The organism is Cuniculiplasma thermophilum, from assembly GCF_052315355.1.
Classification (GTDB): domain Archaea; phylum Thermoplasmatota; class Thermoplasmata; order Thermoplasmatales; family Thermoplasmataceae; genus Cuniculiplasma.
The window spans coordinates 16,110-33,227 of record NZ_JBLSDF010000020.1; the positions used below are offsets into that span (position 1 = coordinate 16,110).

Annotated in this window: 14 protein-coding genes and 2 tRNA genes; 4 read left to right on the top strand and 12 right to left on the bottom strand. The window is 39.6% G+C overall.

Translation table 11 applies throughout. The features are described 5' to 3' along the window. Positions 1-327: a hypothetical protein gene (locus tag ACNF42_RS04850; RefSeq protein WP_443339479.1), complete on the bottom strand. Its 327-nt coding sequence runs from the start codon at positions 325-327 to the stop codon at positions 1-3. A gap of 32 nt (positions 328-359) precedes the next feature. After that, on the bottom strand, positions 360-1,352 hold the full coding sequence (locus tag ACNF42_RS04855) for a class I SAM-dependent methyltransferase (RefSeq protein WP_443339481.1): 993 nt from the start codon (positions 1,350-1,352) through the stop codon (positions 360-362). 136 nt (positions 1,353-1,488) lie between these two features. Here ACNF42_RS04855 and ACNF42_RS04860 point away from each other — a divergent pair, with 136 nt between their 5' ends. Genes ACNF42_RS04860 through ACNF42_RS04870 form a run of 3 tightly spaced genes read left to right on the top strand, consistent with a single transcriptional unit; the run spans position 1,489 to position 4,278 of the window. Beyond that, entirely contained in the window at positions 1,489-2,769 is a 1,281-nt protein-coding gene (locus tag ACNF42_RS04860; RefSeq protein ID WP_443339483.1) for an aspartate aminotransferase family protein, read from the top strand. After that, positions 2,750-3,580, top strand: coding sequence for a hydroxymethylbilane synthase (hemC, locus tag ACNF42_RS04865; RefSeq protein WP_443339485.1), 831 nt, complete (start codon positions 2,750-2,752; stop codon positions 3,578-3,580). The genes ACNF42_RS04860 and hemC overlap by 20 nt, the downstream gene beginning before the upstream one ends. A gap of 56 nt (positions 3,581-3,636) precedes the next feature. Beyond that, a complete protein-coding gene (locus ACNF42_RS04870) occupies positions 3,637-4,278 on the top strand; it encodes a uroporphyrinogen-III synthase (protein ID WP_443339487.1) in 642 nt (213 codons plus the stop codon). Here ACNF42_RS04870 and ACNF42_RS04875 read toward each other — a convergent pair. The 10 genes from ACNF42_RS04875 to ACNF42_RS04920 form a co-directional block, all read right to left on the bottom strand. Next, positions 4,260-4,334, bottom strand: a tRNA-Met gene (locus ACNF42_RS04875). The genes ACNF42_RS04870 and ACNF42_RS04875 overlap by 19 nt on opposite strands. A gap of 64 nt (positions 4,335-4,398) precedes the next feature. After that, complete coding sequence (locus ACNF42_RS04880; protein WP_443339489.1) at positions 4,399-4,956, bottom strand: KH domain-containing protein; 558 nt, start codon at positions 4,954-4,956, stop codon at positions 4,399-4,401. Next, positions 4,949-5,713 (bottom strand): serine protein kinase RIO, encoded by a 765-nt coding sequence (locus ACNF42_RS04885; protein WP_443339491.1) that lies wholly within the window; start codon positions 5,711-5,713, stop codon positions 4,949-4,951. The genes ACNF42_RS04880 and ACNF42_RS04885 overlap by 8 nt, the downstream gene beginning before the upstream one ends. A 1-nt stretch (position 5,714) precedes the next feature. Beyond that, positions 5,715-6,056, bottom strand: coding sequence for a translation initiation factor eIF-1A (gene eif1A, locus ACNF42_RS04890; protein ID WP_443339493.1), 342 nt, complete (start codon positions 6,054-6,056; stop codon positions 5,715-5,717). A gap of 59 nt (positions 6,057-6,115) precedes the next feature. Beyond that, complete coding sequence (locus tag ACNF42_RS04895) at positions 6,116-6,553, bottom strand: NusA-like transcription termination signal-binding factor (protein ID WP_443339494.1); 438 nt, start codon at positions 6,551-6,553, stop codon at positions 6,116-6,118. Positions 6,554-6,555: 2 nt separating this feature from the next. Continuing rightward, positions 6,556-8,577, bottom strand: coding sequence for a DNA-directed RNA polymerase subunit A'' (gene rpoA2, locus ACNF42_RS04900; protein ID WP_443339495.1), 2,022 nt, complete (start codon positions 8,575-8,577; stop codon positions 6,556-6,558). Beyond that, the gene (gene rpoA1, locus ACNF42_RS04905) at positions 8,574-11,672 is read right to left on the bottom strand and encodes a DNA-directed RNA polymerase subunit A' (RefSeq protein ID WP_443339497.1); all 3,099 of its coding nucleotides are present in this window, start codon (positions 11,670-11,672) and stop codon (positions 8,574-8,576) included. The genes rpoA2 and rpoA1 overlap by 4 nt, the downstream gene beginning before the upstream one ends. Further along, complete coding sequence (locus ACNF42_RS04910) at positions 11,669-15,256, bottom strand: DNA-directed RNA polymerase subunit B (protein ID WP_443339498.1); 3,588 nt, start codon at positions 15,254-15,256, stop codon at positions 11,669-11,671. The genes rpoA1 and ACNF42_RS04910 overlap by 4 nt, the downstream gene beginning before the upstream one ends. Beyond that, positions 15,253-15,528, bottom strand: coding sequence for a DNA-directed RNA polymerase subunit RpoH/Rpb5 C-terminal domain-containing protein (locus ACNF42_RS04915; RefSeq protein WP_443339499.1), 276 nt, complete (start codon positions 15,526-15,528; stop codon positions 15,253-15,255). The genes ACNF42_RS04910 and ACNF42_RS04915 overlap by 4 nt, the downstream gene beginning before the upstream one ends. Positions 15,529-15,542: 14 nt before the next feature. Beyond that, a tRNA-Lys gene (locus ACNF42_RS04920) sits at positions 15,543-15,616 on the bottom strand. A 229-nt stretch (positions 15,617-15,845) separates the two neighbouring features. Between ACNF42_RS04920 and mtnA the strand changes: the two genes are divergently transcribed. Further along, positions 15,846-16,862 (top strand): S-methyl-5-thioribose-1-phosphate isomerase, encoded by a 1,017-nt coding sequence (gene mtnA / locus ACNF42_RS04925; protein WP_443339501.1) that lies wholly within the window; start codon positions 15,846-15,848, stop codon positions 16,860-16,862. The last annotated feature ends 256 nt before the right edge of the window (positions 16,863-17,118 follow it).

Here is a 17,118-nt window from a genome sequence, read left to right on the forward strand (position 1 = left end):
TTACCTGTATGTGGAATAATCGTTCAGCAAATTCCAGATCTGTCTCTGCATTTTCTCGTCCAAAATACCTTCTTCCCCTTTCTTGTTAAGGAAGATTCTTGCCTCATTGAGTCCCTGACGGGATGCAGCTGCATAAATACCGCCGGCAATAGAGCCCCTTACACTATCCGGAAGGCTCTCTATGGCCTTGGATAGCATGAAATTAAACTCCTCACTTTTCCTCATATCAAGTTTCTTGATCTTTTTTGGAACAGGTTGTCTCTTATCCTCTTTTGATCTATATGGTTTTTTTCCCTTATATGTATTTTTTCTATTATCCATTTTCATCTGAATATACCATACTATGTTTTAAATTTTGCCTAAAATTTTCTCCTCAGAAAAATTAATGTTGATAAATGCCACATGTGAGGTGCGTAGGACTTCACTATGTGTGTATCTATTACTGACGCAAGATAGCCAAGATTAATGCATTTTTTCATCAGTTCATAGTCGGCCCTTTCAATAGTGTCGGAGGACTCTATATGATGTATGATTAAGTTAAATTCCTCTTTGCCATGACTCAGTGCCTGAGGAAGATAATTAACGCTCTTGAAATTTCCCATAATTATTGTATCAAATTTTTTATCGGTATTAATATTTCTGCAATCTGAATTAATTAAGGTCAATGGGAATTTCAACCCTGTCTCCTGATAGGATTTTTTCAGATATTCGAGGGCAGTGGAATTAATATCAACGCAGGTCATGGATACTATGGGAAATCTCTTTCCAAGAGGCAGAGAAAAATATCCGATTCCGCTAAACATATCAAGCACTTCTCTTGGGGAAATTAATTTGGAATAGGGTATTCCCCTTTCCACAATGTTCCCCTTACTTAACATAACCTTATTTGGATTGAGCACAAAGGTGACTCCATTTTCCCTGTATTTTGTATCATGGGGCTCCCCGTAAAGTATTTTAATTTCAGGCTTCCTGGATTCTCCAATTACCGGTCCCTGTATTTCATAAATCTGTCTAAATCCAAGTCTCTCATTCAGCAATTCGCATGCTTTCTCCGGAATATTTGTATTATGGTTGAATATGAGAGCGTCTCCAATCCTTTGCCATCCAATCTTTTCACCATCCCGACCCATGGTATTTTTCAGTATTTCTCTGATTCCTGTAATATTTTTCAAATCAAAATCAAATTCACCATTAACCCCGTTATTTATGTAAATATTCCTGCTTAAAGGGAAATACACGTAATTCTCATCACTGAAGGATCGAAGATTTTTATTAATTGCCCTCTCTCTTATGATTTGCTTTAAAGCGGTTTCCGCCTCTGCTACAGGTACCTTAATTCCAGGAGATCTCAACGGTTCTTCATTGCAAACAAAATTTTACCTTTTCTGATTTATGTTTCCCCTTTGAGTCTCTTTATATTACATTTATAATTTTGCAATATTGAAATTTCCTGTGAAAAGAATAAATCGATATTAGGCATACCCAATCATGGATTCTGAGAGTCTTTTTCACAGAGCATTAAAAATTTTTCCAAAGGGGGTAAATTCTCCCGTCAGGTTTTACGATCCATATCCGGTATATTTTTCACGGGCTTCAGGTAGCAGGATATTTGATGTTGATGGGCACGAATATCTGGATTTCTCAATGGGTTTTGGAGCCAATTTTGCGGGATATGGGAATTCAGAGATACTTGGAGAAACCATGGAGTTTCTTGGAAATCCACTTCCTGAAGGTGTCCCGACTGAAAATGAAATTGTAATGGGGGAACTGATTAAAGATGCAGTACCTTCTGTGGAAATGATGAGATTTGTAAACTCTGGAACTGAAGCGACTATGCACGCAATCCGGCTTGCAAGAGGGTACACCGGAAGAAAATTAATCCTCAAAATGGCAGGAGGTTTTCACGGTGCACACGATTATGTTCTGGTTGAGGCCGGAAGTGGCGCAATGACCTTTGGAGTTCCTTCAAGTAAGGGAATCCCGGAAGAAATAGGTAGAACAGTGTTGGTAGGCACATTCAATGACAAAAAGAATATTGAAGAGATATTCAGTAAACACGGAAAAGAGATAGCAGCGGTAATCACGGAACCTGTTATGGGAAACATGGGTGTGATACCACCTGAGAAGGATTTTTTGAAATTCCTCAGGGAGATCACTGAGAAGTATGGTTCTCTGCTAATATTTGATGAAGTGATAACGGGGTTCAGGTTCCACTACGGGGCTTATCAGGACCTGATCAATGTAAGACCTGATCTGACCACTATGGGAAAGATAATCGGAGGAGGAATGCCTGTTGGTCTGTTTGGTGGATCAGAGGAAATAATGAAAAATATCTCTCCATCTGGAAAGGTATACCAGTCTGGAACATTCTCTGCAAACCCATATACAATGGCTTCAGGTATAGCAACCCTCCACTTTCTAAAGAAGAGCAATTACCAATACACCACGGAGCTGGCAAAGTGGATAGAAGATAAGTTAAGTCCCTACAGAGATCTTGGAGTGAGGGTTAACCGAGTTTACAATATGTTCACAATATTTTTTAACGACAGCGAGGTAAAGGACTATGAGAGTGCAAAGAGGTCCAATGTGGGGCAATTCACTCAATTCTTTAAAAATCTTCTGAAAAATGGAATATATCTGTCTCCAGGTCAGTTTGAGGCTTCATTCATTGGAATGGCGCACACCCCTGAGGAGGTAGAAATGGCTGCATTCAAAATGGCTTATGCGTTGGAGTATGATCTGAATGTTAGTGGGGACAAGGTCCAGTAAGCTTGCTGTTTATCAAACAGAGATGTTTCTTAAGAGACTCCAATTGAAGGATAATGAAATAGTGAAGGTAACGAGTCATGGTGATGAATCAGGGGAGAAATCCCTGAAAGAGATAGGAGGAACAGGCCTTTTTGTAAAGAAACTTAATGATATGATTCTTCTTGGTGATATTCATTGCGCAGTTCACAGTGCAAAAGACATGCCTGGTGACATGGATGAAAATCTTGAGGTTTCGGCCGTATTTGATTGGGAAAATTTTCACGATGTCATCGTTCTCAGGGAGGGGGAAAACCCTAAGGATCAGATGACTGTTGGAACATCTTCTTCGAGAAGAGAGAAGCAGATATCAAGAATCTACCCGCAATGGAAGATTAAAAATATACGTGGAAACATAGATACAAGGCTCCAAAAACTGGAAAATGGAACATATGATGGAATCATACTTTCCGAGGCAGGTCTAAGGAGATTGTACCCAAACAGGGAATTCAAAATTCTGGATGAATCCATATGCGTTCCCGCAACAAATCAGGGAATAATAGCTGTGGTCTCCACAAAGGATGGAAAATTCAATGAAAAGATAAAGGCAGCAGAGGACCCTGTTGCAAGAAAGCGTTTCAATATGGAAAGAAGTGTATCAAACGTTCTGGACTTTGGCTGTTCTTCGCCAAATGGAATCTTTTATGATCCAATAAGGAATTTGATGTTCCTTGATATTAACGCAGGGGAAGCTGAAATAAGCATAAGAAAAAAGATTAACAGTGAGGCGGAAGCCTTGACACTTGCAAGACAGGTGAGGGAGATGGTAATCTGAATTATGTTCTGAGCTTCAGACCTGAGAACAAATTTAAAAATCTGAAATATCCAATTGTGGTTGTAAATATACCTCTGACAAGAATTGTGCCTGTGGATCATATCCCAATCCTGAGGAAGGATTCCTATGATGGTGTTGTATTTATGAGCACTGAAGGTGTAAACTCATTTATGGAATCTTATGGCATTTCATTCCTTGATGGAAAGAAGGTTTTTTCCATAGGAGAGAAGACTTCTAAAGAACTGACGTATTACGGTATATCATCAAAAATACCTACCGTTCACGATTCAGAGGGATTATTCAATTTAATCAAAGAATCAATGGACAGGGGAGACAGGATTTTAATACCCAGAAATTTGGAACATAAAGAGGATCTAGAAAAGAGACTTCTTTCTCATAATATAGAATGCGTAAATCTTATTCTTTATCATTATGAGGAGCTGAGTCCGGTTGGGGAAATTGAAACAAGTATCAATGGAAAAGACTTACTCGGCCTTGTCTTTACATCACCACTGGAGGTAGAGATTTTTCAAAGATTAACTCAGGGCAGATATACCAGTGTACCATGTTTTCCAGTTGGAAAAACCACAAAAAGTGCACTCCAATCCATGGGATATAATACCATACCTTTGACGGGAAACGGAAATTTTGAAGAACTTATTATGAAAATAGGAAAAAATAGCGGGGAATGGATTTGAACCATCGATCTACGGGTTATGAGCCCGTCGGGATTTCCTAGCTACCCCACCCCGCTGTAACCAGATATTTAATAAAGCAATATAACACTTATTATGAGGATCACTGTGTTTAAATTTATTTTACCTGAAGGATTCGTTCAGGCGTTCCATTTTCAAATCCCTCACTTTTGATTCGAGGAAGGAATATACGGTTCTCTGTTTTCTCCCTTCTATTAGCATTTCCACAGCTTGAAGGGCATACTTCATTGATATATAATCACCGATCAATGAAACAGTATCTCCGTAAACGGATATCATGGTATCTGTAATGTCCTCTATTATCTTTCTCGTTTTTCCTTCACGGCCAATAATTCTCCCCTTAATCTCATTTATTCTGTTCGATCCCTTCTTCGCCACATCCCTTAAGGGCAGGACAACAAGCTGAAAGCCGTCATTGAAGAGGTTATAAGCTCTGTCAGGATTAAAACCCCTCCCTATTGCCCTTACCACTTCTCCGGTTATATTTACCTTTACGGGGTCCCCCTTCTGAATAATCAATACGTCCCCTTCTGTGGAGTCTATTTGGAGAATGCATTCGCCAGCTTCCTCTATGCTTTTCTTCACTGATCCATCCTTTCCTATCAGAACCCCAATTCTCTCCTTTGGTATGCGCACAGATATACTATACTCCTCACTCATTCTCTTCACTCCTCCTTAATTGAGGTATCCACTCTTCCTTAAACTCGATCTGATTTCTTGCACAATAGTTTTTCATATTTTCCATATCTCTCTCGAGAAATTGCTGTGCCATTGGGTGGTCTTTGGATACTGCCTGTCCTAGATCGATCACGTAGCTCTTTCCCATGTGGCACAGTATATTATATTCACTGAAATCAGCGTGAACTATGCCGGCCTTTTCCACCATGGTTTTGTATTCCATCATTGCGCTGATAAGGTACTTTTCCCTTTTCTCATCACTTATGTCCTTTAACTTGGGAGCTGGTGAAATCTTTGTTCCTATATAGCCCATGAGGAGAACATTCTCCTTGAATCCATAGGGTTTGGGAACTCTTATGCCGTAATCCTCGCAAAGCTTCAGATTGGCAAACTCTTTCCTTGTCCAGAGATACACTATATTTCCCCTGGTTTTTCTGTAATTTTTAAATCTTGGATCTCCATCAATGTACTTCTGAGTATTCTGAAATTTAAGTGTTGACATCTTGAATATTTTCATTACCTGTGGTTTCCTGTTCCCTATTACTTTGAAAACAATTGATTCCTTGCCTGACGAAATGGGAAAATCAAGACTTCTTATGGAAAATTCCTTAAATATCTGAAAAATGGCATCTATTGTCCTTTTATCAAAAACAAGCCCCTCCGTCTTCCTGTCCAGATTTTCGCTGAACTTAAATTCGTCCCTGTCAAGGAGCTTCCTTAATGCCGATGTGTCTTCCATTTCACTTGAATATATTTATGATTTCAGGGAGTGCTGAGTTTCTACTAAGATAATTTGCCTGTGTCTGAGTGTAACGATATACTATATCCGCCTTTTCGTTCTGAAACTGCCAGGGCTTAACAATTACAAGATCCTTCTCTCTTATCCACATTCTCTTTTTCATCTTCCCGGGGATCCTTGATGCTCGTGTAAATCCATCCTCACACATAACCGTCAGGTGGGAACCACCAGATAGCTTTTCGACTATTCCAAACATCTCGCCCTTTCTTTTGTTGGGTAATATAACCCTCGTAATCTGGTCATCTGGATTTTCAGAATCCCTGTTAAATCTATCCTCTTCCATTCATTTCCTCTCTTATCACATATTAGATATGGGCATATATCCTTTCCCTTGAAATAGTCTTATGGCTGTTTAATTGAAAGGGACCTAATTTCAGTAAATCTGGAAATGGCATCCTTTAACAGCTTTACATTCCTTCCTTCCTTTCCTATGGCCTTGCCAACTTCGTTCGGATCAACAGCAACCTGTATATCAATCTGACCCTGCTCCCATTTGACTGAAATCTCTTTGATTCCAAACCTGAAATAAAGATTCCTCACAAAAGATATGAGATCTCGGGAATATTCAGCAATCAGTATGTGTTTGTTTATCTTTTCTTTCAGATTCGCAACTACGTTTTGGTTCCTCTTAAACATCTCTGCCATCTTCCTTTCTGGAACTATGAAGAGAACCATGTCTTCATTCTCCATGCATTCCTTAACCTCAACTCTTGCTATTCTGTCAAAAAGAGCGCGCAGTTCCATAATTCTGTTGTCAATGGTTACACCTTTTGTGCTCAAAATTATTCACCTTTTACATCGTTGTCATTTTTCTTTGAAACATTATTTGATCCAATTCCCTTATAAACAAGGTTTACTGCACCTGTCCCTAAAGTAACTGGTTGGCCAACTATAATATTTTCAGCCACTCCTGTCAATTCATCAGTCTCTCCTACTATACCTGCCCTCATCAGGTGTTTTGTTGTAATTTCAAAGGCGGCCCTTGCCAGTACGCTGCTCTTCTTACCAGATATTCCCTGTCTTCCCACCGCACGTACTGTACCCTCAAAAGTCATCATGTCAGCTACTACCATAAGGTGTCTTTCATCCACTTCAAGGGATTGCTCGTGTAGCGTGTCCTTTATCTCGTTTAAAATTGCATTTCTTGCGGCCTCTATTCCCAAAACATTTGCAATTTCTATTATATCATTTGTCGTGGTTCTGGTCGAATCAATCTCTTCTATTTCGAGAACCTGTCTCAAATTTGAACCCTGGGTCTGAATCTTGTATGTCCCATCGTCCTCCCTTATAGCAACTGCTCTCTTTATACCCGGGAATCCCTTAATCGTGAGGGCTTTAATTGATTCTTGAAGTGCATACAGCTTTCTGTACGAATCTGAGGATGGTTTTATTTCAATATTATTGTTTTCATTGCTGATTATTGTTATCCCTTTCTGTGCGCTCACTACTCTCATTATGTCCTCAAAACTTACCTTTCTTCTATCAAGAAGATCCTTTCTCGGTATTATGGTAACAGTCATTTCAGATATATCCGTACTTATTTCACACACATCAAGGACAGTTGTATTTTCAATTTCCCTCATAACACGATTCACAACTTCCTCACTCTTTTCATATTCAGATGTCAGGTATATGTTCATAGATGGTGTAGATGGCGTTCTTCTGGCGTCTACTATTTCAATAATTCTTGGTAATCCCAGCGTAACATCCACATCCTTCACACCTGCGTAGTGGAAAGTTCTCATTGTCATCTGTGTACCTGGTTCACCAATACTCTGAGCCGCTATAATTCCAACAGCCTCATAGGGGTCAATCTTTCTTTTTTCGATCTCTTGCTCAACCCTTTTTAGGACTCCGTTAAATTCAGCTGTGGTGATTTTTTTCTTCATCTCTATAAGTCTCTGGGCTATGTCAACTGGTAACACAATTCCTTTCTTTTTTTCTCCCTCTATGAGGTCCATTACCTCTGGAGAAACCTGAGAAACGTACTCCTCTTTTTTCGTAATTTCTATCCTGGAAATCTGGGCTTCATAATTGGATTCAATTGAAGTGAGTGGTCCACCTGCAAAAATAAAATCGGAGGACATGACTGGTTTATCCAGCAGATGAACAGAACTTAGATGGAGAATGGATTTCAAATTCTTTTCTTTTTTCTTGATCAAATCTTCAGAATCCTTGTATGGTTCCACTTTCTCTATAAGCACTTTCACCGACGCTTTTTTCTTGTCTGTGGATATATATCCTTCCCTGATGCCTTTTGTAACTTCGAAGTCCACGGCATATTTGCAAGCGCCAACTTCGAGAAGCTGTTTCACTTTTTTGGATACATCTCTCCACACGAGTACCTGATTTTTAGAATTTTCAAGGTTTTTATCTTCTGGTTCATTAACATTTTTCATTTCTTTTTCCTCATCATCTTTCTTATTTTCTATGGTTTTTTTTACAGATGAAGTTTTCCCTTTTTCAAGAAGTTCAGCAATATGAATTCCCTCTATTGTTTCTACTTTTTCTCCCTGAACGGTGAATTTTGAAGCTGGAATTCCACTCTCACTGTGTTGCACTGACAAAATCTCTATTACGTACTCTGGTTTATTGCACTGATTGATAACGCAATTTTCCTGACCTTCATATTTTTTAACTGACCCAATACTTAAATGGAGTGTCGCATTCTTTCCTCCACCACTTACGTACGCCTCTTCAATTCCTTCCGGGGCTTCGCCACAGAGAGCATAGAAAAATGGTGTTTCCTTTGATTTTATTTCCTTTGCATTTGATGACGAATCTCTTATGAGAAGGACTTTCATTGAACATCCTCCTCTGAATTGATATCAGCTATGAATGTTGAGTTTATCTTTTTCAGTTTTCCACCCTCTGTCTGAAATCTATTACTCGGAATGCCTTCATTTAATTCCTCCACGGCTGAAACGTTTAGTGTTGAAACCGCGCTATTCTTGTCTTTCATCAATATTCCATCGTCCTGCACATATTCCTCGACACCAGATATAACAAGATGAATTGTTGCAGTTTTTTCATTGGTTGATATGTAAGCATCCCTCACGTCCGGAGGAACCTTAAAATCAACTGCGTATCTGAAAGGAACCTTGCTTTCTTTCATTTTTTTGACATTTGCAGCATTATCCTTCCAGAGTGCCACCTGTTTTCCACGCACCTCAACTGTCTCCGTTGAGTCTGCGGCTTTTCTTAGTTCCTTTGCCTCTTTTCCAGACAATGTATTCTCTATATCAAAAAGCACATAATCAAGGTCGACAGGTTTGCCATTATCACTCTTGGTCGGGTCGATTCCGTCAGAACCATATTTGAACTGTACCACAGCACCAACAGTATCAGTTACCTGACCCTCCTCATTGACTTTCAAATCCTCAAAGGCGTTGATCAGTCTTCTCTGCATATATCCACTTCTTGATGTTCTTACGGCTGTATCCACCAGACCTTCTCTACCTCCTATACTGTGTAGGAAGTATTCTAGTGGATTAAGTCCACTCTTGTATGATGATCTCACAAAGCCTCTTGAATCTGCCCCAAGATCACCTTTTTTGAAATGAGTTAAGGTTCTGCCATCATAACCCCTGTTAAGACGCTGCCCCCTTACAGACTGCTGACCGACCATTCCCGCTACCTCTGAAATGTTAAGCATTTTGGCTCTTGCACCTGATCTTGCCATTATGACTGAGGGATTTGTGAGACCAAGTTCCTTTGACGCTATATCTCCTGATTTCTTCCTTGCCTCTCCAGTTACTTTCATTATCTCTTCCTCGAGCGTCTCTTCAGATGATTTACCTGCCCTTGGTGTAAGATTTCCTTCTCTGAACGTCATAACCAGTCTGTTTACCTCTTCCTCTGTGGTGTCAGCCTCCTCCTTGATCTCCTGCACAGTGGATTCAGGAATGTCATAATCTGCTATACCTGTGGAAAAACCTCTGAAACTAATGAAACCTACTGCAAGTCTTGTCATTTCATCAATAAATTTAGCAGCTCTGTCTGACCCATATTTTCTGTATATCTTGTCGATAATCTTTCCAGCAAAGGGAGATATGGCAGTTTCATCAATTGTTCCATGTATGAGCCTTCCATTGACAATGGTAACAAATACATCCTCGTCGTTTTCCTCATAATCGCACTTATATTTTCCATCTATAAGTTTGGCACCGGAACAGAGTTTGCTCTTAAATTTTATATTGAAATCATCAGGAAGTATGGAAGAAAATATGTCCCTGCCATAGTAAACCTTCTCTCCATTTTTTGTCTCCGTAGGTTCTGGCATTCTGGGATTTTCAATATAACTCATAATGTGCATAGTTTCTCTCTCTGTAAATGTTGGGTTACCATGAGTCAGAAGAAAGAGTGACGTAACGTGGTCATGAATACCACCAATGATTGGCCCTCCGTATCTTGGTGACATAATCTGTTCCTGCACTTTCATTATAATTCTGGCCTCTGCTCTTGCCTCCTCTTTCTGGAGAACGTGAAGATTCATCTCATCTCCATCAAAGTCGGCGTTATATGGAGTACAAACAGCCAAGTTGAATCTGAAGGTCTGGCCGTCCAGAATCCTAACGGTATGGCCCATCATTGACATTCTGTGAAGAGAGGGCTGTCTGTTAAATAACACAATATCCCCCTCTGATAACTGTCTCTCAACAACCCATCCTATATCCAGTTTTTCGCTGTTATCTTGTGCGTTTTGATCAGTTATTTTAATTCTTCTTCCGTCAGGTCTCAGGATATAATTAACTCCTGAAACATACTTATTTAATTCATCCCTTGGCGCAGGTCCTCTTTTAACCCACTCTCTCATGGTTTCAATATTGTAAGCCGTTATGGAAACAGGAACAGTTAATTCCCTGGCAGCTTTCTCAGGAACTCCAACCTCATTTATAGATAAAAATGGTTCCGGAGAAATCACGGTTCTCGCTGAAAAGTTTACTCTCTTTCCAGAAAGATTTGATCTGAACCTCCCCTCCTTACCTTTCATTCTTTGAACGAGAGTCTTAAGGGGTCTTCCAGATCTGTGCCTTGCTGGAGGAATCCCTGCCGTTTGATTATCGAAATATGTAGTAACATGGAACTGAAGCAAATCCCAAAGATCTTCAATGATCAACTGAGGAGAACCATTATCCCTGCTCTCTCTTAGTCTCTGTGATATCCTTATGATATCCACAAGTTTGTGCGTCAGGTCATCTTCGCTGGTTTCCGATGTTTCCAACTTAATTGAGGGTCTCACATTCACTGGGGGTACTGGAAGAACAGTCAATATCATCCATTCAGGTCTTGCAAATTCACTGTTAAATCCGAAAAATATAAGATCGTCATCGCTTATTTTTTCCAGTCTTTCTCTGATCTCCTTAGGAGTTATTTTGATTTCCCCCTCCCTGAATGTGGTAGGCTTGTCCAGTATAATATTTGGATTTTTCTCACCACAGTGGGGGCACACATTTCTCTTTATGGCCTGGTCTGTAATCCTTTTGATCATAACTGTAAGGTACTCCGGGTCATAATCTTCCAGTGGTTTCTCTGTAAGTCTTTTTCTGTATGTCTCCATCTCTTCATTTGTCAGTTTAATACGTGAGCATCTTTTGCAGGTGGCATCAAGGAACATCTTAATTTCCTTTACAAATTCAACATGGACAACAGGCATGGCCAGTTCAATATGACCAAAGTGCCCTGGGCACTCATCTACTTTTCCCCCACATGTTGCGCATTTAAGTCCCGGCTCGGTAACTCCCATATGAGTATCCAAAAGACCTTTCTCAATGGGAAAACCATCGTCTCCATTCGTGTCGGCATTTATAACTTTCACCTGCGACATTCTTCTAAATTCGTCAGGTGAAAGAAGCGCAAACTGTATCTTATTTATTCTTTTAGAAATAAAACTATTCATTTAAGATCACCAAGAATCAATCTCATCATAACACCCATTGACATCAATTCATCTCTCATCAGTTTGAATGCATAGCTGGTTTCAATGGGATGGATATTCCCAGTGTTTCCGCAAACTGGGCATCTCAAAGTCCCTTTTCTTCTATCAAGAATTGCAATATGTCCGCATGATTGATTTCCACAGACATATAGAATTGTACCATCACTCTGGTCAAGAAGTCTGTCCTTTATTACCATTGCGGCGCCATGAGCAATGAGTGTATCCCTCTCCATTTCACCAAATCTTAATCCTCCCTGCCTTGATCTACCTTCCGTAGGTTGTCTTGTAAGTATCTGTACAGGACCTCTGGATCTTGCATGGAACTTTCCTGCAACCATGTGATGCAATTTCTGGTAGTATATTACACCTGTAAATATTTCAGCCTCAAGTTTCTTTCCTGTGATTCCGTCATACATTGTTTCAGTGCAATCATATCTAAATCCATACTTCAAAAGTTCCTCCCTTAGTGAGTTTTCAGGTTCTCCCTTAAAGATAGTACCATCAACCTGACTTCCCCTCATGGAAGAAACTTTTCCGCCAATCATTTCTAGTATATGACCAATTGTCATTCTTGAAGGAATTGCATGAGGATTTATCAGAATATCTGGGATTGTACCACTTTCCGTGAATGGCATATCTTCCTGTGGAACCAAGGCTCCTATGACGCCTTTCTGTCCGTGTCTCGATGCAAATTTATCACCAAGTTCAGGCCTTCTGTCACTCCTTACTCTTATTTTAACTATCTTGCTGTTACTTTCTGATACTGTGAGTATAACGTTATCAACATAACCGCTTTCATTTGGTCTCATTGTAATTGAGGATTCTCTTCTTCTTTGAGGCCCTAGTCTGTCACTATCTTCACCTGAAAATCTCGGAGGAGATGTCTTACCAACAAGCACATCTGAACCCTGTACGTAAGCTTCAGGATTTATAATTCCATCCTGATCAAGCTCTCTGTAGAAGTTTTCCATCCTTGCACCCATTACATCGTGTGGTGGAATTCCAAATTTATCCTCATCTCCTCCCGGATATCTTCTCTCTTCAGCCTTATAGGTTCTGAAGAAATTGCTTCTTCCAAGACCTCTCTGGACAGCTGCCTTGTTGAAAACTATGGCATCCTGAATGTTGTATCCCTGATAAGAAACAATGGCGACTACAAAGTTTTGACCTGCAGGCCTTTTCTCATACTTCACATAATCCATAACCTGTGTTTTTACCAGCGGTACCTGAGGATAATGCATAAAGTGGCCCCTTGTATCTGTTCTTATTCTAAAGTTTGTAGCAGAAAGCCCAATGGACTGTTTTGTCATAGCAGAGGCCATAGTAATCCTAGGTGATGAATTATGCTCAGGATATGGAATCATGGAAGCTGTAACTCCCAAAATCATCGACGGATCTATTTCTAAGTGAGTATGTTCCTTCGTTATTCTTGACTCACCTTCGAAAACTCCTCCGCATTTCTGGCACATCAGTTTAATATTATCCTCACCTTCGTTGATCCACTCAACTATTGACCTGTACAGCACTGTTCCACACGAAGGGCACCTCTCAGGGAAATCATAGGCATAAAGTGCCACATAGAGATCTTCCTCTTCCTCAGCATCTATCCATTCAAGAACTCCTATTCTTGTAAGATCCCTTACCTGTATCTCTCCTAATCTAATTCTTTCAAGGATATCCCTTGTGACTGCAACTTTACCATTTTCCACCACAAGCAATGGTCTTCTAATTCTACCCCTGTCACAGTTAATTATTACTTCCTTGTTGGCCGTATCAAATCTAATATTGACCTCGTCTGAGATGTCTCCTCTTCTTCTTGCTTTTCTCACTTCCATAGTAAGGCCATTTGGGTCTGGATGATAACCAACAAAGTCTCCGTTAAGATACACTCTTCCAACATTTTCTTCTTCCTTTGAAGGCTCTCTCATACCCCTGTCTCTCAAGAATTCCAAAACATCAATTGTATCAATTCCCTTTGATACATTAATCATCAGAGCTTCATTCTTAACCAGGCCACAGTTTTGACCTTCAGGTGTTTCATTAGGGCATATTCTTCCCCACTGCGTAGGATGAAGGTCCCTTGCCTCAAAATGGGGCTGTGATCTTGTTAAAGGAGATATTATTCTTCTCAAATGTGATATGGTACTCACATTGGAAACCCTGTCAAGGAGCTGCGACACGCCAGTTCTTCCTCCGATCCAGTTTCCGGTAGACATTGCATGGATAATTTTTTGCGTTAACAAATCCTGCCTCACAGCTGGTTTTATTCTTAACCCTTTCTTTCTGTTATATGTTTTTTCCAATTGATATTTTAAATCCTTCATTACTGACTGAAATGCGTTTCTGAAGAGTTCGTCCATAAGATCTCCAGCCAGCTTAACTCTTTTGTTTGCAAGATGATCCTTGTCGTCAACTTTTCTTATTCCAAGGTTCAGTTCCAGAAGTGCTCTGGCCATTCTGCCCAGGTATAAAGCCTTCTTAATTCTATCGTCTTTTGTATCACCAAGGTGTGGTAACAATAATTTATCGACTATTTGTGAAATTTTCTTTTCCCTGAAGTCCTTTGCCTGACCAGCCGCAAATCTCTTTTCCAGATAATTTATTGCATCTTCCTGTGTTACAACTCCATTTGGTGCAAGGTATTTTGCATCCCTCGAGGCCTCAATGTTGTAGAAAATTATGGGGTCCATTTCGTCAGTGGAGTGAATTGCATCATGGATATCTTTATCCCTTTCCATGCCAAGGGCTTTCATCAGAATAACTATGGGTATTGCTCCGGAGATCGTGGGTATATTTACATTTATATCTCCATCTCTGGATTTTTCAAGAGATGTCATGGCTCTGTATCCTCCAGCCTGAGAGAATACCTTGGCTACCTCAGTCTTTGTTTCATATTTTTCTTCATACTCTACAAGGATCTTGTTAGGGGCAAGGTCTTCCAGAGAAACAATAACCCTCTCACTGCCGCTTATAATGAAATAACCACCAGAATCATTTGGATCCTCTCCAACGTACTGAAGTTTCTCTTTTCTCGTTCCATTGATTGGTCCGTTATTTTTTTCTATATATTTATCGAGATTTGAACCATAAAGGGTGCATGCCTTTGTTCTTACCATTACTGGCATTTCCCCAATTTTTATGGTTTCGGGTGTTGATTCTACCCCATCTTCCACAACCTTTAGTCTGAGGTTTATTGGAGCAGTGTAATTTAAATCCCTGATTCTTGCCTCTTGAGGAGTAATTTGATTTGTCGCACCTGATGCTTCCTTAATTTCTGGTGTGTCAATCCACACAGTTGGCTGCCCGTAATATTTCCCCTTTTCCTTAGGTCTCCCAAAATATATTCTTATATCCTTCCCACCAGTCTTAGTGGAATCAAGAACTATAACTCCCGGTTCATCATCGTCAGATATTTTTGTCTCATCAACAATTCTTTGCATCACACTGTCTGGATTGTCTATAGACGCAATAAACGTGTTCATAGACTCTATCTGATCACCAACAATGCTCTCATTTTTAAAATACGATTCAATAATTTCCTTCATCTCATAACCTCGTTACTAACAACCCTATAATATTCCGTAATACCGACTGTTTTATCATCTCTGGATACTTTTCTTGTAATTTTAATAATCCGTCCAGGTTTAATTTCTCCATAAATCTCCGATAAAGCTTCAATAGCAGGATCCTTAATGCTTATTTTAGGTAAAAAATCTTTCTGTGTATTTAACTTTTTTAGAAGTTCCCCCTCCATCTTCTCATCCACTAAATCATGCTCAGGTACCAAGTCGTGGTGCAACACATTGAATTTACTCATTTTTATCACCTTTACGGGCCCAAGGGGATTCGAACCCCTGACCCTCTGGTTAAAAGCCAGATGCTCTACCTAGCTGAGCTATGGGCCCATTTTTTTGCCGGCACAGTGAATATCTTTTTGAAATATAAACATTCTTTTTAAAGTTCCCTAATGATCATTATTGCTTGATGGAGGCATTATGTTTGTTATTTATATTTTTATGTTTTATGCTAAATTGATCATCCATTTGAGATTTTTTTTCTATAAGCAATTTCATTCCTAGAAACTTGGAAATGGAATATCGTTTAATATGTTAAAGAAATTTATGTATGGTTTCAATGAAAATAACAGTTGATGGAAACGAAAGAAAACTGAGAGCAGTCTGGTTTGAAAACAATATGGTAAGAATGATCGAGCAGAGAAAACTCCCAGAAAAGGTTGAAATTTTTGACGCAAAGAATTCTGACGATATCGCCTATGCAATAAAGCATATGGTTGTTAGAGGAGCCCCGGCGATAGGAGTTACGGCAGCCTATGGTCTGGCAATGGCCAAAATAAATGGTGAAGATATGAATAAGGCAGTGGAGAAAATAGGTTCCACAAGACCTACCGCATACGATCTGTTTAAGGCAATTGATTATATGAAAAAAAATAATTTTGAATTGAATGCAGCTGAAAGATATTCCATGGAAGTGAGTGGAAGATGTAAAAAAATAGGTGAATATGGGAATGAATTCATTCAGAATAATAGTAAAATATTAACTCACTGCAACGCTGGAGCACTTGCTGTTGTCGATTGGGGTACTGCCCTGGCACCCATGAGAGTTGCAAAGGAGTCGGGAAAGAACATATTTGTATTTGTTGACGAGACCAGGCCTAGACTTCAAGGAGCTAAGCTTACGGCATGGGAATTAGGACAAGAAGGAATAGATCACGCCATAATTGCAGACAACGCAGCCGGATATTTTATGAGAAAGGGTGAAGTCAATATGGCAATAGTGGGTGCAGATAGGATATGTGCAAATGGAGATTTTGCAAATAAAATTGGAACGTATGAAAAAGCAGTTCTTGCCAAGGAAAACAACGTACCATTTTACGTTGCTGCACCTGGAACCACATTTGATTTCAGCCTAAAGTCAGGGGATCAAATACCAATCGAAGAAAGGGATCAGGAAGAAGTGCTGACAGTAAACGGAAAATCAATTGGGCCGGAAAATAGCAAGGCTAGGAATCCGGCTTTTGACGTAACGCCTGCAAAATACGTAACCGGCTTTATAACTGAATACGGGGTGTTCTCCCCACAGAATCTGGACCAGTTGAAAAAGATGATAGATTCTGACCTGTTTATGCGTTAATAAAATTGATTTTACAATCTAAATCTTTTTATGTTGGCGCATTTATGTAATAATTAAGAATCCTTTACTGTGTATAAATTTATTAGAAATTCTGATAACCTAGCAAAAAACACTACAGAGGATTTCGAATAACCACCCTAATTCTGCTATCTTCGTTCTGTAGTTCGTGATTTTCATTGCAATATGAACAATAACAGCATTTTCAAGTTCTATTTATCCAGATTTCCCTTGTATTTCATGTAAATCTTCATAGCTA